This is a genomic window from Streptomyces sp. NPDC060049 (assembly GCF_042736715.1).
Lineage (GTDB): Bacteria > Actinomycetota > Actinomycetes > Streptomycetales > Streptomycetaceae > Streptomyces.
On the sequence record NZ_JBHWVV010000006.1, the window covers coordinates 303,853 to 319,513 of the forward strand.

At 71.3% G+C, this 15,661-nt stretch carries 15 protein-coding genes; 12 read left to right on the top strand and 3 right to left on the bottom strand.

Going from position 1 to position 15,661, the window contains the following annotated elements:
• Nucleotides 1-6: 6 nt before the first annotated feature.
• From recG to mutM, 8 genes are all read left to right on the top strand, one after another.
• Nucleotides 7-2,241: an ATP-dependent DNA helicase RecG gene (recG, locus tag ACFWBY_RS13915; protein WP_385329410.1), complete on the top strand. Its 2,235-nt coding sequence runs from the start codon at nucleotides 7-9 to the stop codon at nucleotides 2,239-2,241.
• Between the two features lie 63 nt (nucleotides 2,242-2,304).
• On the top strand, nucleotides 2,305-2,883 hold the full coding sequence (gene rsmD / locus ACFWBY_RS13920; RefSeq protein WP_385329407.1) for a 16S rRNA (guanine(966)-N(2))-methyltransferase RsmD: 579 nt from the start codon (nucleotides 2,305-2,307) through the stop codon (nucleotides 2,881-2,883).
• 29 nt (nucleotides 2,884-2,912) lie between these two features.
• Nucleotides 2,913-3,392: a pantetheine-phosphate adenylyltransferase gene (gene coaD / locus ACFWBY_RS13925; RefSeq protein ID WP_385329715.1), complete on the top strand. Its 480-nt coding sequence runs from the start codon at nucleotides 2,913-2,915 to the stop codon at nucleotides 3,390-3,392.
• 95 nt (nucleotides 3,393-3,487) lie between these two features.
• Nucleotides 3,488-4,534 (top strand): DivIVA domain-containing protein, encoded by a 1,047-nt coding sequence (locus ACFWBY_RS13930; protein ID WP_385329404.1) that lies wholly within the window; start codon nucleotides 3,488-3,490, stop codon nucleotides 4,532-4,534.
• Nucleotides 4,535-4,686: 152 nt separating this feature from the next.
• The gene (locus tag ACFWBY_RS13935) at nucleotides 4,687-5,334 is read left to right on the top strand and encodes a YceD family protein (protein ID WP_385329713.1); all 648 of its coding nucleotides are present in this window, start codon (nucleotides 4,687-4,689) and stop codon (nucleotides 5,332-5,334) included.
• A gap of 2 nt (nucleotides 5,335-5,336) precedes the next feature.
• On the top strand, nucleotides 5,337-5,510 hold the full coding sequence (rpmF, locus tag ACFWBY_RS13940) for a 50S ribosomal protein L32 (RefSeq protein ID WP_003965982.1): 174 nt from the start codon (nucleotides 5,337-5,339) through the stop codon (nucleotides 5,508-5,510).
• Nucleotides 5,511-5,529: 19 nt separating this feature from the next.
• Nucleotides 5,530-6,411, top strand: coding sequence for a ribonuclease III (rnc, locus tag ACFWBY_RS13945; protein WP_385329402.1), 882 nt, complete (start codon nucleotides 5,530-5,532; stop codon nucleotides 6,409-6,411).
• Nucleotides 6,412-6,535: 124 nt separating this feature from the next.
• Nucleotides 6,536-7,405, top strand: a complete 870-nt coding sequence (gene mutM / locus ACFWBY_RS13950; protein ID WP_385329399.1) for a bifunctional DNA-formamidopyrimidine glycosylase/DNA-(apurinic or apyrimidinic site) lyase — start codon at nucleotides 6,536-6,538, stop codon at nucleotides 7,403-7,405.
• Here mutM and ACFWBY_RS13955 read toward each other — a convergent pair.
• A complete protein-coding gene (locus ACFWBY_RS13955) occupies nucleotides 7,378-7,791 on the bottom strand; it encodes a winged helix-turn-helix transcriptional regulator (protein WP_385329397.1) in 414 nt (137 codons plus the stop codon). The two genes, mutM and ACFWBY_RS13955, sit on opposite strands and share 28 nt — an antisense overlap.
• Before the next feature lie 132 nt (nucleotides 7,792-7,923).
• Here ACFWBY_RS13955 and ACFWBY_RS13960 point away from each other — a divergent pair, with 132 nt between their 5' ends.
• The gene (locus tag ACFWBY_RS13960; protein WP_214947846.1) at nucleotides 7,924-8,529 is read left to right on the top strand and encodes a flavodoxin family protein; all 606 of its coding nucleotides are present in this window, start codon (nucleotides 7,924-7,926) and stop codon (nucleotides 8,527-8,529) included.
• A gap of 70 nt (nucleotides 8,530-8,599) precedes the next feature.
• Here the strand turns inward: ACFWBY_RS13960 and ACFWBY_RS13965 are convergent, their stop codons facing one another.
• A complete protein-coding gene (locus tag ACFWBY_RS13965) occupies nucleotides 8,600-9,511 on the bottom strand; it encodes an aldo/keto reductase (RefSeq protein WP_385329394.1) in 912 nt (303 codons plus the stop codon).
• Between the two features lie 132 nt (nucleotides 9,512-9,643).
• Nucleotides 9,644-10,573, bottom strand: a complete 930-nt coding sequence (locus ACFWBY_RS13970; RefSeq protein WP_385329392.1) for a CAP domain-containing protein — start codon at nucleotides 10,571-10,573, stop codon at nucleotides 9,644-9,646.
• 133 nt (nucleotides 10,574-10,706) lie between these two features.
• Here ACFWBY_RS13970 and ACFWBY_RS13975 point away from each other — a divergent pair, with 133 nt between their 5' ends.
• From ACFWBY_RS13975 to ACFWBY_RS13985, 3 genes are all read left to right on the top strand, one after another.
• Nucleotides 10,707-10,988, top strand: coding sequence for an acylphosphatase (locus tag ACFWBY_RS13975; protein WP_385329389.1), 282 nt, complete (start codon nucleotides 10,707-10,709; stop codon nucleotides 10,986-10,988).
• A 357-nt stretch (nucleotides 10,989-11,345) separates the two neighbouring features.
• On the top strand, nucleotides 11,346-11,561 hold the full coding sequence (locus ACFWBY_RS13980) for a hypothetical protein (RefSeq protein ID WP_030227372.1): 216 nt from the start codon (nucleotides 11,346-11,348) through the stop codon (nucleotides 11,559-11,561).
• A gap of 232 nt (nucleotides 11,562-11,793) precedes the next feature.
• A complete protein-coding gene (locus ACFWBY_RS13985) occupies nucleotides 11,794-15,570 on the top strand; it encodes an AAA family ATPase (RefSeq protein WP_385329387.1) in 3,777 nt (1,258 codons plus the stop codon).
• Nucleotides 15,571-15,661: the final 91 nt, after the last annotated feature.

Here is a 15,661-nt window from a genome sequence, read left to right on the forward strand (position 1 = left end):
GGCGCCATGGTGTGCAATGAACAGGTGCCCGCGCTCGACGAAGACCTCAAGAAGACCCTCGGCCCCGCCACCGCCAAGGTGCTGGCCGAGCAGCTCGGCCTGCACACGGCCCTGGACCTGCTCCACCACTACCCGCGGCGGTACGCGGAGCGCGGCGAGCTGACGTCCCTGGCCGAACTCGCCGACCAGATCGACGAGCACGTCACGGTGGTCGCGCAGGTCGCCGACGCCCGGCTGATGACCTACCAGGGCAGCCGCGGGGGCGGAAAACGCCTCGAAGTCACCATCACCGACGGCAGCGGACGGATCCAGCTCGTCTTCTTCGGATCGGGCGTCCACAAGCCGCACAAGGACCTGCTGCCCGGCAGCCGGGCGATGTTCGCCGGCAAGGTCTCGAAGTTCAACCACAAGCTCCAGCTCGCCCACCCCGCGTACGAGCCGCTGGGCGCCGAGGCCGGCGAGTCCGACGCGGCGGCCGCCTTCGCGAGCCGGCTCATCCCGATCTACCCGGCCTGCGCGAAGCTGGAGTCCTGGAAGATCGCCAAGTGTGTGGACGCCGTACTGCCCAGAGCGCAGGAGGTCGTCGACCCGCTTCCCGCCGCCCTGCGCGAGGGCCGTGGGCTGGTCCCGCTCACCGAGGCCCTGCTGAAGATCCACCGCCCGGCGACCAAGGCCGACGTCGAGGACGCCCGCGGGCGCCTGAAGTGGGACGAGGCCTTCGTCCTCCAGGTCGCCCTGGCCCGCCGCCGGCGCGCCGACTCCCAGCTCCCCGCCGTGCCGCGCCGCCCCGCGCCCGGCGGCCTCCTCGACTCCTTCGACGCCAAGCTCCCCTTCACCCTCACCGAAGGCCAGGAGACCGTCTCGAAGGAGATCTTCGACGACATCGCCGCCGACCACCCCATGCACCGCCTCCTCCAAGGAGAAGTCGGAAGCGGCAAGACGATGGTCGCCCTGCGGGCCATGCTCGCCGTCGTGGACTGCGGCGGTCAGGCCGCGATGCTCGCGCCCACCGAGGTGCTCGCCCAGCAGCACCACCGGTCCATCACCGAGATGATGGGCGAGCTCGCCGAAGGCGGGATGCTGGGCGGCTCCGACCGGGGCACCAAGGTCGTGTTGCTCACCGGCTCCATGGGCGTGCCCGCGCGCCGCCGGGCGCTGCTCGACCTGGTCACCGGCGAGGCCGGGATCGTGATCGGCACCCACGCGCTGATCGAGGACAAGGTGCGGTTCCACGACCTCGGGCTGGTCGTGGTCGACGAACAGCACCGCTTCGGCGTGGAACAGCGCGACGCCCTGCGCTCCAAGGGCAAGCAGCCCCCGCACCTGCTCGTCATGACCGCCACCCCGATCCCGCGCACGGTCGCCATGACGGTCTTCGGCGATCTGGAGACCTCCGTCCTGGACCAGTTGCCCGCCGGACGCTCCCCGATCGCCACCCACGTGGTGCCCGCCAAGGACAAGCCGCACTTCCTGGCGCGGGCCTGGGAGCGGGTCCGCGAGGAAGTCGAGAACGGCCACCAGGCGTATGTGGTCTGCCCGCGCATCGGCGACGGGGAGGACGACGCGAAGAACGGCAAGGGCGCCAAGAACGCCAAGAAGAAGGCGGCCGAGGAGGACGGCGACAAGCGGCCCCCGCTCGCGGTGCTGGAGATCGCCGAGCAACTCGGCCGCGGCCCCCTCGCCGGACTGTCCGTCGAAGTGCTGCACGGGCGGATGGACCCCGCCGACAAGGACGACGTCATGCGCCGCTTCACCGCCGGCGAGGTCAAGGTGCTCGTCGCCACGACCGTCATCGAGGTCGGGGTGAACGTCCCCAACTCCACCGTCATGGTGATCATGGACGCGGACCGATTCGGCGTCTCCCAGCTCCACCAGCTGCGCGGCCGCGTCGGCCGCGGCTCCGCCCCCGGACTGTGCCTGCTGGTCAGCGAGATGCACGAGGCCAGCCCCGCCCGAGCCCGGCTCGCCGCCGTCGCCGCGACCCTGGACGGCTTCGAGCTGTCCCGCATCGACCTGGAGCAGCGCCGTGAGGGCGACGTCCTCGGCCAGGCCCAGTCCGGAGTCCGCTCCTCGCTGCGGATGCTCGCGGTCATCGAGGACGAGGAGGTCATCACCCAGGCCCGCGAGGAGGCCACCCGCGTGGTCGCCGCCGACCCGGAGCTCGCGGAGCTGCCGGGGCTGCGGACCGCCCTGGAGGCGCTGCTGGACACCGAGCGCGAGCAGTACCTGGAGAAGGGGTGAGCGGTACGACCTATCGTTGAAGGCCTGCACCACCTCCCCGCTCGCCTCACCGAAGGACCCCAGATGACCCGCGTGATCGCCGGAAGCGCCGGCGGGCGACGCCTCGCCGTACCGCCCGGCACCGGCACCCGCCCGACCTCGGACCGGATGCGCGAAGGCCTCTTCTCCACCTGGGAGTCGCTGCACGGAGTCGAGGGGGCCCGCGTGCTCGACCTCTACGCCGGCTCCGGCGCCGTCGGCCTGGAGGCGCTCTCCCGCGGCGCGGTCCACGCGCTGCTCGTCGAGCCCGACGCCAAGGCCGCCAAGGCCATCCGGGACAACATCAAGGCCATCGGCCTGCCCGGCGCCGAATTCCGATCCGGCCGGGCCGAGCAGATCGCGGCGCTCCCCCTGCACGGGGAGCCGTACGACGTGGTCTTCCTGGACCCGCCGTACGACGTGGAGCACGACGATCTTCGCGAGATCCTGCTCACACTCCGGTCCAATGACTGGCTCACCGGCGATGCTCTCGTCACCGTGGAGCGCAGGACGAGGAGCGGCGCCTTCCCGTGGCCCGAGGGCTTCGAGCCGCTCCGGTCCCGGAAGTACGGCGAAGGCACCCTTTGGTACGGTCGCGCCGCCTTCACCAGCGAAGACTCATGAAGCCCGCACCCGGGAACGAGGGAATCCAGTTGCGCCGCGCCGTCTGTCCGGGGTCGTTCGACCCCATCACCAACGGTCACCTCGACATCATCGGCAGGGCCTCGCGGCTCTACGACGTGGTCCATGTCGCCGTGATGATCAACCAGTCCAAGCAGGGGCTGTTCACCGTCGAGGAGCGGATCGAGCTGATCCGCGAGGCGACCGCCGACTACGGCAACATCGAGGTCGAGTCCTTCCACGGACTCCTCGTCGACTTCTGCAAGCAGCGGGACATCCCGGCCATCGTCAAGGGCCTGCGGGCCGTCAGCGACTTCGACTACGAGCTGCAGATGGCCCAGATGAACATGGGCCTGTCGGGCGTCGAGACGCTCTTCGTCCCGACCAACCCCACCTACAGCTTCCTGTCCTCCTCCCTGGTCAAGGAAGTCGCCGCCTGGGGCGGCGACGTCGCCCACCTGCTGCCCGCGCACGTGCACGCGGCGCTGATGGAGCGCCTGGCCGACCGCTGAGCGGGCATCGGCCGTTGCCGGGTCCCGGCCCGGTGGCCTTAAAGTCGTTGCGTCCGTCTCGGGAACCGCCCGAGGCCGAGAGAGTGCGAGCCCCCATGGACGTGCAGAAGAAGCTCGACGAGATCGTCGCGGCCGTCGGCAGCGCCCGCTCCATGCCCATGTCGGCCTCGTGCGTGATCAACCGCGCCGAGCTGCTCGCCCAGCTCGAAGAGGTCCGCGGAGCCCTGCCGGGCTCGCTCGCGCAGGCTCAGGAGCTCATCGGCGGACGCGAGCAGATGGTCGAGGAGGCCCGCCGCGAGGCGGAGCGGATCATCGAGTCGGCGCACGCCCAGCGCGGTTCGCTGATCTCCGACACCGAGGTCGCGCGCCGCTCCCAGGACGAGGCGGACCGGATCCTCGGCGAAGCCCGCCGGGAGGCCGAGGAGATCCGGGCCGAGGCCGACGACTACGTCGACAGCAAGCTCGCGAACTTCGAGGTCGTGCTCACCAAGACCATCGGCTCGGTGGACCGCGGCCGCGAGAAGCTGCTGGGCCGGGGCCCCGGGCTCGACGAGCAGGGCTACCCCGACGAGGAGGCGCCCGAGCGCAGCCACGACCCGCAGACGCAGCGCGAGCAGGCGGACGCGTACGTGGACAGCAAGCTGGCGACCTTCGAGGCGGTGCTCGCCAAGACCCTGGAGGCCGTCGGGCGGGGCCGGCAGAAGCTCCACGGCCGGGTGGCCACCGACGACCTCGGCGCGCACATGGCCGCCCAGGACGCGGCCGGGATCCAGCAGTCGCGTTCCGCGAGCGACGCGGACTTCCTGGCGGGCCTGGCCGAGCCGCAGGCCCCGCTGATCCCCGCGCAGTCGCAGTCCCAGGTCCACGCCCAGCAGCAGGAGCCGGCGTACGACGGGTACTCCTACCAGCAGCCCGTGCAGCAGGACGGCTACGGCTACCAGGACCCCTACGCGAACTACCAGCAGGTCCAGCAGCCGGACCCCTACGCCGTCTCCTACGAGCAGCGGTCCGACCCGTACGGGGGCTACCAGCAGCCCCAGCAGGGCACGCAGGAGCAGCAGGCGGCGCTCGACGAGACCAGCTTCTTCGACACGAGCATGATCAACCTGGAGCAGCTGCGGCAGTACGAGCAGGGCCGCTGAGCGCTCCTCGGGGCCTGGATTGGGCGCAGGGCGAAGCGGCGGGTATCCTGGCTCTTCGGTCGCGCGTATGCACCGCGATCCATGCTGCCCTTGAGTGGCGGAATTCTTGATCTTCAGCAGTCTCCAGTGATTTTGTGAAAGCAGGAACGGCCCTGAATACCCGCCTCGACCACCACAACCCCCTCGTGTTCGACACGCACGAGCTGGGTCGGCGTCCTGGTGCCATGCTGCGGCTGTCCCGTGAGATCGCGGCACCGGCGGACCTCGGTCTCGCCGGCGTCATCGGAGTGCCGGAAGGCAACCGGCTGAACATCAAGCTCCGCCTCGAGTCGGTCATGGAAGGGGTGCTTGTCACAGGCACCGTCCGTGGAATGGCCGCAGGGGAGTGCGTAAGGTGTCTGGAGGCCGTGGAGCGCGAGCTCAAGGCGGACTTCCAGGAGATGTTCTCGTACCCTGACGCCGACGACCGGAACCGCTCGAAGGCGGAGCCGGCCGACGACGCCGAGGACGACGAGGACACGCTCTTTCTCGAGGACGGCTTGTTCGACCTCGAACCCGTGCTGCGCGACGTGGTGGTGCTCGCACTGCCGCTGCAGCCGGTGTGCCGGGAGGACTGTCTCGGACTGTGCCCCGATTGCGGGCTCAGCCTGAACGACGACCCGGACCACCACCATGACGCCGTCGACATCCGTTGGGCGGCATTGCAAGGACTCGTCACCGATCAGGGCGTCGAGAAGGACAACATGAGCGGCACTGCGTCTGACGGAGTTCAGAGCGCCGCCGAGAAGCAGGAGAAGTAGCCGTGGCTGTTCCGAAGCGGAAGATGTCGCGCAGCAACACGCGCCACCGCCGGTCGCAGTGGAAGGCTGCGGTCCCCACCTTGGTTTCGTGTGAGCGTTGCCAGGAGCCGAAGCTCCAGCACATTGCGTGCCCGAGCTGCGGCACCTACAACAAGCGCCAGGTCCTCGAGGTCTGAGCGGCTGGTGAGAGGCGCAATGTCTGAGCTGTCCAACGCTGAGAAGCAGGCAGACAGTAAGAACGCGGCCTCGTCCCACACGCTTCTGGAAGGGCGGCTCGGGTACCACCTCGAGTCCGCCCTTCTGGTGCGTGCGCTGACCCACCGTTCGTACGCGTACGAGAACGGCGGTCTGCCCACCAACGAGCGGCTGGAGTTCCTCGGGGACTCCGTGCTGGGCCTGGTGGTCACGGACACGCTGTACACGACCCATCCGGACCTGCCGGAAGGCCAGCTGGCCAAACTGCGGGCAGCGGTCGTCAACTCACGCGCACTTGCGGAGGTCAGCCGCGGCCTCCAACTCGGCTCCTTCATCCGGCTCGGCCGGGGCGAAGAGGGCACGGGCGGCCGGGACAAGGCCTCCATCCTCGCCGACACCCTTGAAGCGGTGATCGGCGCGGTCTACCTCGACCAGGGCCTCGACGCGGCCTCGGAGCTGGTTCACCGGCTCTTCGACCCGCTCATCGAGAAGTCCTCGAACCTCGGTGCCGGCCTGGACTGGAAGACCAGTCTCCAGGAGCTCACGGCGGCCGAAGGTCTTGGTGTGCCGGAATACCTGGTCACCGAGACCGGTCCGGACCACGAGAAGACCTTCACCGCTGCCGCCCGCGTCGGTGGTGTCTCGTACGGCACCGGCACCGGCCGCAGCAAGAAGGAAGCTGAACAGCAGGCGGCGGAGTCCGCGTGGCGCGGTATCCGTACCGTGGCGGACGAGCGGGAGGCGGCGCAGGCCGCACCCGCGGCCAAGCAGGTCCCGTCCAAGGCCACCGCTTCGGCCCGGGCCGCAACCGGGGCCGAAGCCGGTGCGGCGGCCAAGGACGGCGGGGCGCAGGCGCCCGTCGACCCGGCGCCCGGAGCCTGACGCTTTCTTCCGGATTTCCCCGCCCGCCCTCGCACGCGAGGGCGGGCGGACCCGTTTGCGGACCCCGGAGGACAGGCCGGTACGCTCGCCGTGAGCGTTCGCCACCGCACCCTCCGGAGGACCCGTGCCCGAGCTGCCCGAAGTGGAAGTCGTGCGGCGGGGTCTGGAGCGCTGGGTGGCCGGTCGGACCGTCGGCGCCGTGGAGGTGCTGCATCCGCGCGCCGTACGCCGCCACGCGGCCGGCGGCGCCGATTTCGCGGCGCGGCTCGCGGGCCAGACCTTCGGGGTGCCCCGGCGCCGAGGGAAGTACCTGTGGCTGCCGCTGGTGGAGCGGGACCTGTCCGTGCTCGGCCACCTCGGGATGAGCGGGCAGCTGCTCGTGCAGCCCGCGGACGCGCCCGACGAGAAGCACCTGCGCATCAGGGTGCGCTTCCAGGACGACGCCGGGACCGAGCTGCGCTTCGTGGACCAGCGGACCTTCGGCGGGCTGTCGCTCCACGAGAGCGTCGCCGACAGCCCGGAGGGGCTGCCCGACGTCATCGCGCACATCGCGCGGGACCCGCTGGACCCGCTCTTCGACGAGGCCGCCTACCACCTGGCGCTGCGCGCCAAGCGGACCACCGTGAAGCGGGCGCTGCTCGACCAGTCGCTGATCAGCGGGGTCGGCAACATCTACGCGGACGAGGCGCTGTGGCGCGCCAGACTGCACTACGAGCGTCAGACGGCCACCCTCACGCGCCCTTCGAGCAGCGAGCTCCTCGGTCACGTCCGGGACGTCATGAACGAGGCCCTCGCCGTCGGCGGCACCAGCTTCGACAGCCTCTACGTGAACGTCAACGGCGAGTCCGGCTACTTCGACCGGTCCCTCGACGCCTACGGGCGCGAGGACGAGCCCTGCCGCCGCTGTGGTACCCCGATGCGGCGCAGGCCGTGGATGAACCGGTCGAGCTACTTCTGCCCGCGCTGTCAGCGCCGGCCGCGCGAAGCGTCGTAGACGGCCCGGGACGAGAGCACCGTGGGCATCCTGTCCTCCAGCAGCTCGATGAGCGCGATCAGGCGGTCCGCGATCTCGGCGCCCAGGGGCGTCAGCTCGTAGTCGACCCGGGGCGGGTTGGTCGGCTGGGCCTCGCGCAGGACGAGGCCGTCGCGTTCGAGTGCCTGCAGGGTCTGGGAGAGCATCTTCTCGCTGATGCCGTCCACGCGGCGGCGCAGCTCGTTGAAACGGCACGGGCTTTCGCGCAGCGCGCCCAGGGTGAGGCTGCCCCACCGGCCCGTGACGTGCTCCAGCGTCTCTCGGGACGGACAGTCGCGAGCGAACACGTCGAATGTCTGATCGGCGGCGCCGTCGTCCCCGGCTTCGCCGCAGGCTGCAGTCTGCATGCTTTCAGCCTACTCCCCCGCAGCGCCAGCCATTCTGCTTGCGCTTTCCAAAAGTTAGTGGTTTGCTCCTTCTCGTCACATCACGCCGTACAACACCGTGACCCACCACGGTGTTCTTCGAGGGAGCCCGCCTTGTCCGGTCTTACGTACACCCCTGTTGTCTCGATCGCCTACCACTCCGGCTACGGCCACACCACCGTCATCGCCGAGGCCGTCCGCGCGGGCGCCGTCGACGCCGGTGCCACGGTTCACCTGATCAAGGTCGACGAGATCGACGACGCGCAGTGGGAGCTTCTGACCGCGTCCGACGCGATCGTCTTCGGCGCCCCCACCTACATGGGCACCGCCTCGGGCGCCTTCCACGTCTTCGCCGAGGCCACCTCCAAGATCTGGTTCACCGCCGGCTGGCAGGACAAGGTCGCCGCGGGCTTCACCAACTCCGGATCCAAGTCGGGCGACAAGGGCAACACCCTCGACTTCTTCCAGACGCTGGCCTCGCAGCACGGCATGAGCTGGGTCAACCTGGGTCTGAAGCCGGGCTGGAACTCCAGCACCGCTTCCGAGAACGACCTCAACCGCCTGGGCTTCTTCGACGGCGCCGCCGCCCAGTCCAACAGCGACCAGGGTGCCGAAGGCGTCCACAAGGCCGACATCGCGACCGCCGAGCACCTCGGCCGCCGCGTGACCGAGCAGACCCGCGTCCTCCTCGCCGGTCGCGCCGCCCTGGCCTCCGCCTGAGGCACGGCCTGACGGCGGACCGGGACACGGCCGTGCGCGGCGGGAAGCCGCGCCGCCGTGTCCCGCGGGCTCAGGCCCTTCCGTGGTGGGCCGACTCCAGCAGGTCCAGGTCGGCCTGCGACAGCCGGATCGCCGACGCCGCCACATTGGCGGCGAGGTGGTCCGGGTCCCCGGTACCGGGGATGGCCAGGACGTGCGGGCCGCGGTGCAGGGTCCACGCGAGCCGGATCTGCGCGGCGCTCGCACCGTGCGCCAGGGCGACGGCCCGTACCTCCCGCGCCTCGTCCGCTCCGCCCGCTCCCACCTGCCGGCCCGGGCCGGCGATCGAGTAGAACGGGACGAAGGCGACGCCCTGTTCCCCGCAGGCACGGACGAACTCGTCCTGATCGGGGCGCATGCCGATCCCGTACGGGTTCTGCACGCACACGACGGGCGCGATGGCCCGGGCCTCCGCGAGGTGTCCGGGTGTCACGTTGGACAGGCCCAGGTGGCGGATGAGCCCGGCCTCGCGCAGTTCGGCCAGAGCGCCGAACCGCTCGGCGATCGAACCGGTCCCGACCACGCGCAGGTTGACCACGTCGAGGTGGTCGCGGCCGAGCTGGCGCAGGTTCTCCTCGACTTGGCCGCGCAGCAGACCGGGGGTGGCGTGCGGCAGCCACGCCCCCGACGGGTCGCGGCCCGGCCCGACCTTCGTCGTGATGACGAGGTCGCGCGGGTACGGGGCCAGGGCGCGACTGATCAGCTCGTTGGCCGAGCGCAGCGGCGAGAAGTAGAACGCGGCGGTGTCGATGTGGTTGACGCCGAGCTCGACGGCGCGGCGCAGCACCCCGACCGACTGGCCGCGCTCGCGCGAAGCGGCGTCGGCCGTGAGCGCTTCACCGGTCTGGGGCAGGCGCATCGCGCCGAATCCCATCCGGTTGATCTCCAGGTCGCCGAGTCTCCAGGTGCCTGATGCCTTCGCGGTGATCGTGTCCGAGGTCATGTCGGTACCTTCCGCGTGCCACGGGGGATACCGCCAATGATTCAGGCGTGACCGAATCCTCCGACCGCTGCCGCGACGACGCGGCAGCGGACCGGCAGCGCCGCGGACCGGCACACCCTCCCGGTCACAGCACTAGAAGCCGAAGTCCTGCGTCCACCACGGGCCGCCGGAGGCGTTGTACACGCCGACGCCCAGAGTGCGGAACTCGCAGTTGAGGATGTTCGCCTTGTGGCCCGGGCTGTCCATCCAGGCGTTCATGACCGCCTGCGCGTCACCCTGGCCGCGCGCGATGTTCTCGCCGCCCATGCCCGAGATGCCCGCCTTGGTGGCCCGGTCCCACGGGGTGTTGCCGTCGGGGTCCGTGTGGTCGAAGAAGCCGCGGACGGCCATGTCCTTGCTGAAGGCTTCGGCCAGCGTCGCCAGCGGCGGGTTGGCCCGGACCGGACCGCATCCGGCCTGCGCCCGCTCCTGGTTGACCAGGGTGAGTACGGCGGCCTCCTCGGCCGAGTGCCCGGTGGAGACCGTCGGGGCCGGCGGAGTGGCGGGCTTCGGGGCGGGCGGCTTCGGAGCGGCCGGCTTCGGGGCGGGCGGCTTCGGAGCGGCCGGTATCGGAGCGGCCGGCTTCGGAGCGGCCGGCTTCGGCGGGGTGGGGGCCGGGCTCGACTGCGGGGCCTTCGACGGTTCGGCCGAGGGAGCCGAGGGAGCCGGGGAAGGCGAGGCGGACGGAGAGGGCGAGGCGGACGGAGAAGGCGACGCGGAAGGGGAGGCCGAGCCCGACCCCGGACCGGCGGAGGCACGGCCGGAGAGGTTGGCGAGGCCGCCCTGCTGCTCCAGCGACCGGGCGGGGCTCGGCGAGGCCTGGGCCTCGGCCTGCGTCTTCGTACCGGAGCCCGCACCCTCGACCCCTACATAGGGGAAGGCGGAGCCGACGGGGACGACGCCCGTGGTGACCGCGGCGGTGCCGAGGACCACGGCCACGCAGGCGCCGAGGAGGCCGCCGCGCACGACGGTGCGGCGCTTTGCACCGCGGCGGGGTGCGGCGTGGAGTCGGTGGCGTCCCATCTCGGCTGCCTTCCTCGCAGTTCAAGATCAACCTTTACTCACCCAAATGGGTGAGTTCATTGCTGCGCGACTGTACGCCATGGCACCCGGGGGCGCCGTGACCCGAAAACGTTTGCCCGGTTAGCGTTCAGGCATGAACGAAGAGGTCCGGATGACCGCCTGGGTGCGCGGCCGTGTACAGGGAGTGGGCTTCCGCTGGTTCACCAGGGCCAATGCCCTGGAGATCGGCGGACTGGCCGGCTTCGCGCTCAACCTCGACGACGGGCGAGTACAGGTGGTGGCCGAAGGTCAACGTGAGAATTGCCACCGGCTCCTGCAGTGGCTGCACGGCAGCGACACGCCCGGGCGGGTGGACGGAGTGACAGAGATCTGGGGCACACCGCGCGGTGGCTACGACGGATTCGCGATCCGGTGACCGATCGACTGATCATGCACTGAACAGATCTCCGGATGGTCCGCAGGTGGTCGGATCTGCGCATTCACCGCCGAGGCGTTGCCGAGCGCGGCGATCCGTGGAAGGCTCGGAGACGAGGATGATCTCCACGGCCCTTGCGAGGCCCGGGATGCCCGCCGATACGGGGCGTGATCGTGTTGACCGTCAAACTTTTTGGTGAGACGCTGAAAGCCCCGCGCACCTGAGCTGTTTGGCAGTGGTGGCAGTAACCATGGAACGCGCGCAGTGACTGACAGTCGCTGCCGAACATCCGCGGGTGCGATTCCCTCACGACCCACACCGCTTCGGTCGGTCACTCAGTGTGGAGGACCATCCATCATGGCAAAGGCGCTTCTCGGTTACGTCGGCGGTTCCGACCCGCGACTCCTCGCCGAGATGCGACGGCTTCAGCAGCGCGTCCAGGACCTCGAGTCCGAGCTCGGACGAATTCAGTCCGAGAACGACGCACTGAACGCGGCCGCCGCACAGCACGGAGACTCGCTGCTTGACAGCATCGACCTCGACGTACCCCAGGCGGAGCCTGCGCTCACCTGATCCGCGCTCCCTCGTCGCTCGATAACCCCAGCAAGATCTGCAAGGGACGCTTCGGCGTCCCTTCTTTCTTTCCCGGCGCGCTTTCCCGGCGCGCGGGCCTTTCCCCTTTCCCCTTCCGCCTGCCGGTGGTGCCGGGCGGCGTTGCGCCAGGTGGGGGGCCGGTTCCTTTAACGTCTGATGTGCCCTGCACCTTCATGGGTGAAACCGAACGTGAAAGGGAGAGTCCGGCGCCGTGCACCTCAAGTCGCTGACCCTGCGTGGCTTCAAGTCCTTCGCCTCCGCCACCACCCTGCGCTTCGAGCCGGGCATCACCTGCGTCGTGGGCCCCAACGGCTCCGGCAAGTCCAATGTGGTGGACGCGCTCTCCTGGGTCATGGGCGAACAAGGGGCGAAATCCCTGCGCGGCGGCAAGATGGAAGACGTCATCTTCGCCGGCACGACCGGACGCCCGCCGCTCGGACGCGCCGAGGTCTCGCTGACCATCGACAACTCCGACGGCGCGCTGCCCATCGACTACGCCGAAGTCACCATCACCCGGATCATGTTCCGCGGCGGCAGCAGCGAGTACCAGATCAACGGGGACACCTGCCGCCTCCTCGACATCCAGGAGCTGCTCTCCGACTCCGGCATCGGCCGGGAGATGCACGTCATCGTCGGACAGGGCCAGCTGGACTCCGTACTGCACGCCGATCCGATGGGCCGCCGCGCCTTCATCGAGGAAGCTGCCGGAGTGCTGAAGCACCGCAAACGCAAAGAGAAGGCGCTGCGCAAACTCGACGCGATGCAGGCCAATCTGGCGCGCGTGCAGGACCTGGGCGACGAGCTGCGCCGCCAGCTCAAGCCGCTCGGGCGGCAAGCGGCGGTGGCCCGGCGGGCGGCCGTGATCCAGGCCGATCTGCGCGACGCACGGCTGCGGCTGCTCGCCGACGACCTCGTGACCCTCAAGGGCGCCCTGGACGCGGAGATCGCGGACGAGGCGGCCCTGAAGGAGCGCAAGGACGCCGCCGAGGCGCAGCTCGCGGAGGCGGCGCGGCGGGAAGCGGAACTGGAGGAGGCCGTACGGGCACTCGCGCCGCGGCTCCAGCGCGCGCAGCAGACCTGGTACGAGCTCTCGCAGCTGGCCGAGCGGGTCCGCGGGACCGCGTCCCTGGCGGACGCGCGGGTCAAGTCGGCCTCGGCGCCGGCCGAGGAGGACCGGCGCGGCCCGGGGCAGAGGGACCCCGAGAGCATGGAGAAGGAGGCCGCGCGGATCCGGGAGCAGGAAGCGGAGCTGACCGCCGCGCTGGAGGCGGCCTCGCGGGCGCTGGAGGACACCGTCGCCCACCGGGCCGAGCTGGAGCGGTCCCTGGCGGACGAGGAACGGCGGCTCAGGGACGCGGCCCGGGCCATCGCCGACCGGCGCGAGGGGCTCGCGCGGCTGACGGGCAGGCTGGGAGCGGCGCGCTCCCGGGCGGGCGCGGCACAAGCGGAGATCGACCGGCTGGTGGCGGCGCGCGACGAGGCGCAGTCCCGTGCGGTCGCGGCGCGGGAGGAGTACGAGGCGCTGGCGGAGGAGGTCGGGGAGCCGGGGGCGTCGGGGGCGGGTGGCTCCTCGGCGTCCGTCGAAGACGACTACGAGGCCGCGCGGGCCGGACTGGCGGCGGCGGAAGCCGGGCTGGGCGCGGCCCGGGACGCCCTGGCGGCGGCGGAACGCTCACGGGCGGCGGTATCGGCGCGCCGTGACGCCCTGTCGATGGGGCTGCGCCGCAAGGACGGCACGGCGGCGCTGCTCGCTGCGCGGCTGGAAGGGATGCTCGGCCCCGCGGCGGAACGGCTGTCCGTGGCCCCCGGGTACGAGACGGCGGTGGCGGCGGCGCTCGGCGCGGCGGCGGACGCGGTGGCGGTCGCGTCGGGCTCGTCGGCGGCGAGGGCCATCCGCCACCTGCGCACCGCGGACGCGGGGCGGGCCACGTTCCTGATCACCCCGCCGGGGGGCTGCGCCGCGGTTCCCGGCCAGGGCGGGGGCCCTGACGGGCCGGCGGACGGCGCCGCCGACGGTGTCGCGCCCCGAACGCCGGCGTGGCCGGCCTCCGCTCCGAATGCCATGGCTCAGGGGTCGACGGAGCCGGGTGTGTCCGGCTCCGCTTCGGGCCCGGTGGGGCCGGGTTCTGGCGCTCAGGTGTCGGATGGGGCCCGGGGGGCGGTTGCCCCGGTTCTGGGGGGTGGGGTGCCCGGGGTGGGTGCCGGCGGGCTCGTGCGGGGGGATGCCGAGGTCGTGCGGGCCGTGGCCTGGGTGTTGCGGGAGTTCGTCGTCGTGGACGGCCTGGACGACGCCGAGGCGCTGGTGGCCGCGCGGCCCGACCTGTTCGCCGTGACCACCGACGGTGACGTCCTCGGGGCGCACCTCGCGCACGGCGGGTCCGCCGGGGTGCCCAGCCTGATCGAGGTGCAGGCGGCCGTCGACGAGGCCGTCGCGGAGGTGGCCCGGCTGGACGAGCAGTGCCTGCTGCTGGCTGCCGGGAAGGAGGCGGCCGACACCCGCCGGGCCCTGGCCGGCGCCCGCGTGGAGGAGCTCGGGGAGCTGCGCCGGGCCGCCGAACAGGCGCGGGCCCGGGTCGCGCAGCAGCTCGGGCGGCTCGCCGGGCAGGCGAAGGGGGCGCTGGGCGAGGCCGAGCGTGCGGCTGCGGCCGCGGCCAAGGCCCAGGACGCGCTGGAGCAGGCGCTGGCCGACGTCGAGGAGTGCGCGGAGCGGCTCGCTGCCGCCGAGGAGAAGGACCCCGTCGGGGAGGGTGCGCAGGAGCCGGACACCTCCCGCCGGGACCGGCTCGCGGCCGACGGGGCGAACGCACGCCAGACCGAGATGGAGGCCCGGCTGCAGCTCAGGACCCACGAGGAGCGGGTCAAGGGGCTGGCCGGCCGGGCCGACTCCCTCGATCGCGCGGCCCGAGCCGAGCGGGAGGCCCGCGCCAGGGCCGAGCGCCGCCGGGCCCGCCTGCGGTACGAGGCGGAGGTGGCGGGTGCCGTCGCCGACGGAGCCCGGCAGCTGCTCGCGCACATCGAGGTGTCGCTGACCCGCGCGGCCGAGGAGCGCACGACCGCCGAGTACGCGAAGGGGCTGCGCGAGCGGGAGCTCGGGGAGGCCCGGAGCCGGGGCCGCGACCTCAAGGGCGAGCTCGACAAGCTCACGGACTCCGTGCACCGCGGCGAGGTGCTCGGGGCCGAGAAGCGCCTGCGGATCGAGCAGGTGGAGGGCCGCGCGCTGGAGGAGTTCGGGATCGGCCCGCAGGCACTCGTCGGCGAGTACGGACCTGATCAGCCGGTGCCGCCGAGCCCGCCCGCGGACGGCGAGGCGCCGGACGGCGACGCCGAACCGGGGCCTTTCGTACGGGCCCGGCAGGAGAAGCGGCTGAAGGCGGCCGAACGCGCCTACCAGCAGCTCGGCAAGGTCAATCCGCTGGCTCTGGAGGAGTTCGCGGCGCTCGAGGAGCGGCACAAGTTCCTCAGCGAACAGCTGGAAGATCTACGAAAGACGCGCGCCGACCTCCTTCAGGTCGTGAAGGAGGTCGACACCCGGGTCGAGCAGGTGTTCACGGAGGCCTACCGTGACACCGCCCGGCAGTTCGAGGGCGTGTTCTCGCGGCTGTTCCCCGGCGGCGAGGGCCGGCTCGTCTTGACGGACCCCGACAACATGCTCACCACCGGAGTCGAGGTCGAGGCACGTCCGCCGGGCAAGAAGGTCAAGCGGCTGTCGCTGCTCTCGGGCGGCGAGCGCTCGCTGACCGCCGTGGCGCTGCTGGTCTCCATCTTCAAGGCCAGGCCCAGCCCGTTCTATGTGATGGACGAGGTCGAGGCCGCGCTCGACGACACCAACCTGCAGCGGCTGATCCGGATCATGGAGGAGCTCCAGGAGAGCTCGCAGCTGATCGTGATCACGCACCAGAAGCGGACGATGGAGGTCGCCGACGCGCTCTACGGGGTCTCGATGCAGGGAGACGGGGTCTCGAAGGTCATCAGCCAGCGTCTGCGGTGACACGCGTCAGCCTCTGCATCGTTCAAGAAGTGAACTTCTGGCCTTCTTGGTTGGGGTTCAAGCCAGGAGAATTTCACCGCTCCTGAACTCT

Coding starts and splice junctions, on each gene's coding strand:
- rsmD (WP_385329407.1), top strand. CDS start 2,305: ATGACCCGCGTGATCGCCGGAAGCGCCGGCGGGCGACGCCTCGCCGTA.
- ACFWBY_RS13955 (WP_385329397.1), bottom strand. CDS start 7,791: ATGCAGACTGCAGCCTGCGGCGAAGCCGGGGACGACGGCGCCGCCGAT.
- ACFWBY_RS13930 (WP_385329404.1), top strand. CDS start 3,488: ATGGACGTGCAGAAGAAGCTCGACGAGATCGTCGCGGCCGTCGGCAGC.
- ACFWBY_RS13980 (WP_030227372.1), top strand. CDS start 11,346: ATGGCAAAGGCGCTTCTCGGTTACGTCGGCGGTTCCGACCCGCGACTC.
- ACFWBY_RS13975 (WP_385329389.1), top strand. CDS start 10,707: ATGAACGAAGAGGTCCGGATGACCGCCTGGGTGCGCGGCCGTGTACAG.
- recG (WP_385329410.1), top strand. CDS start 7: ATGGTGTGCAATGAACAGGTGCCCGCGCTCGACGAAGACCTCAAGAAG.
- ACFWBY_RS13970 (WP_385329392.1), bottom strand. CDS start 10,573: ATGGGACGCCACCGACTCCACGCCGCACCCCGCCGCGGTGCAAAGCGC.
- rnc (WP_385329402.1), top strand. CDS start 5,530: ATGTCTGAGCTGTCCAACGCTGAGAAGCAGGCAGACAGTAAGAACGCG.
- ACFWBY_RS13965 (WP_385329394.1), bottom strand. CDS start 9,511: ATGACCTCGGACACGATCACCGCGAAGGCATCAGGCACCTGGAGACTC.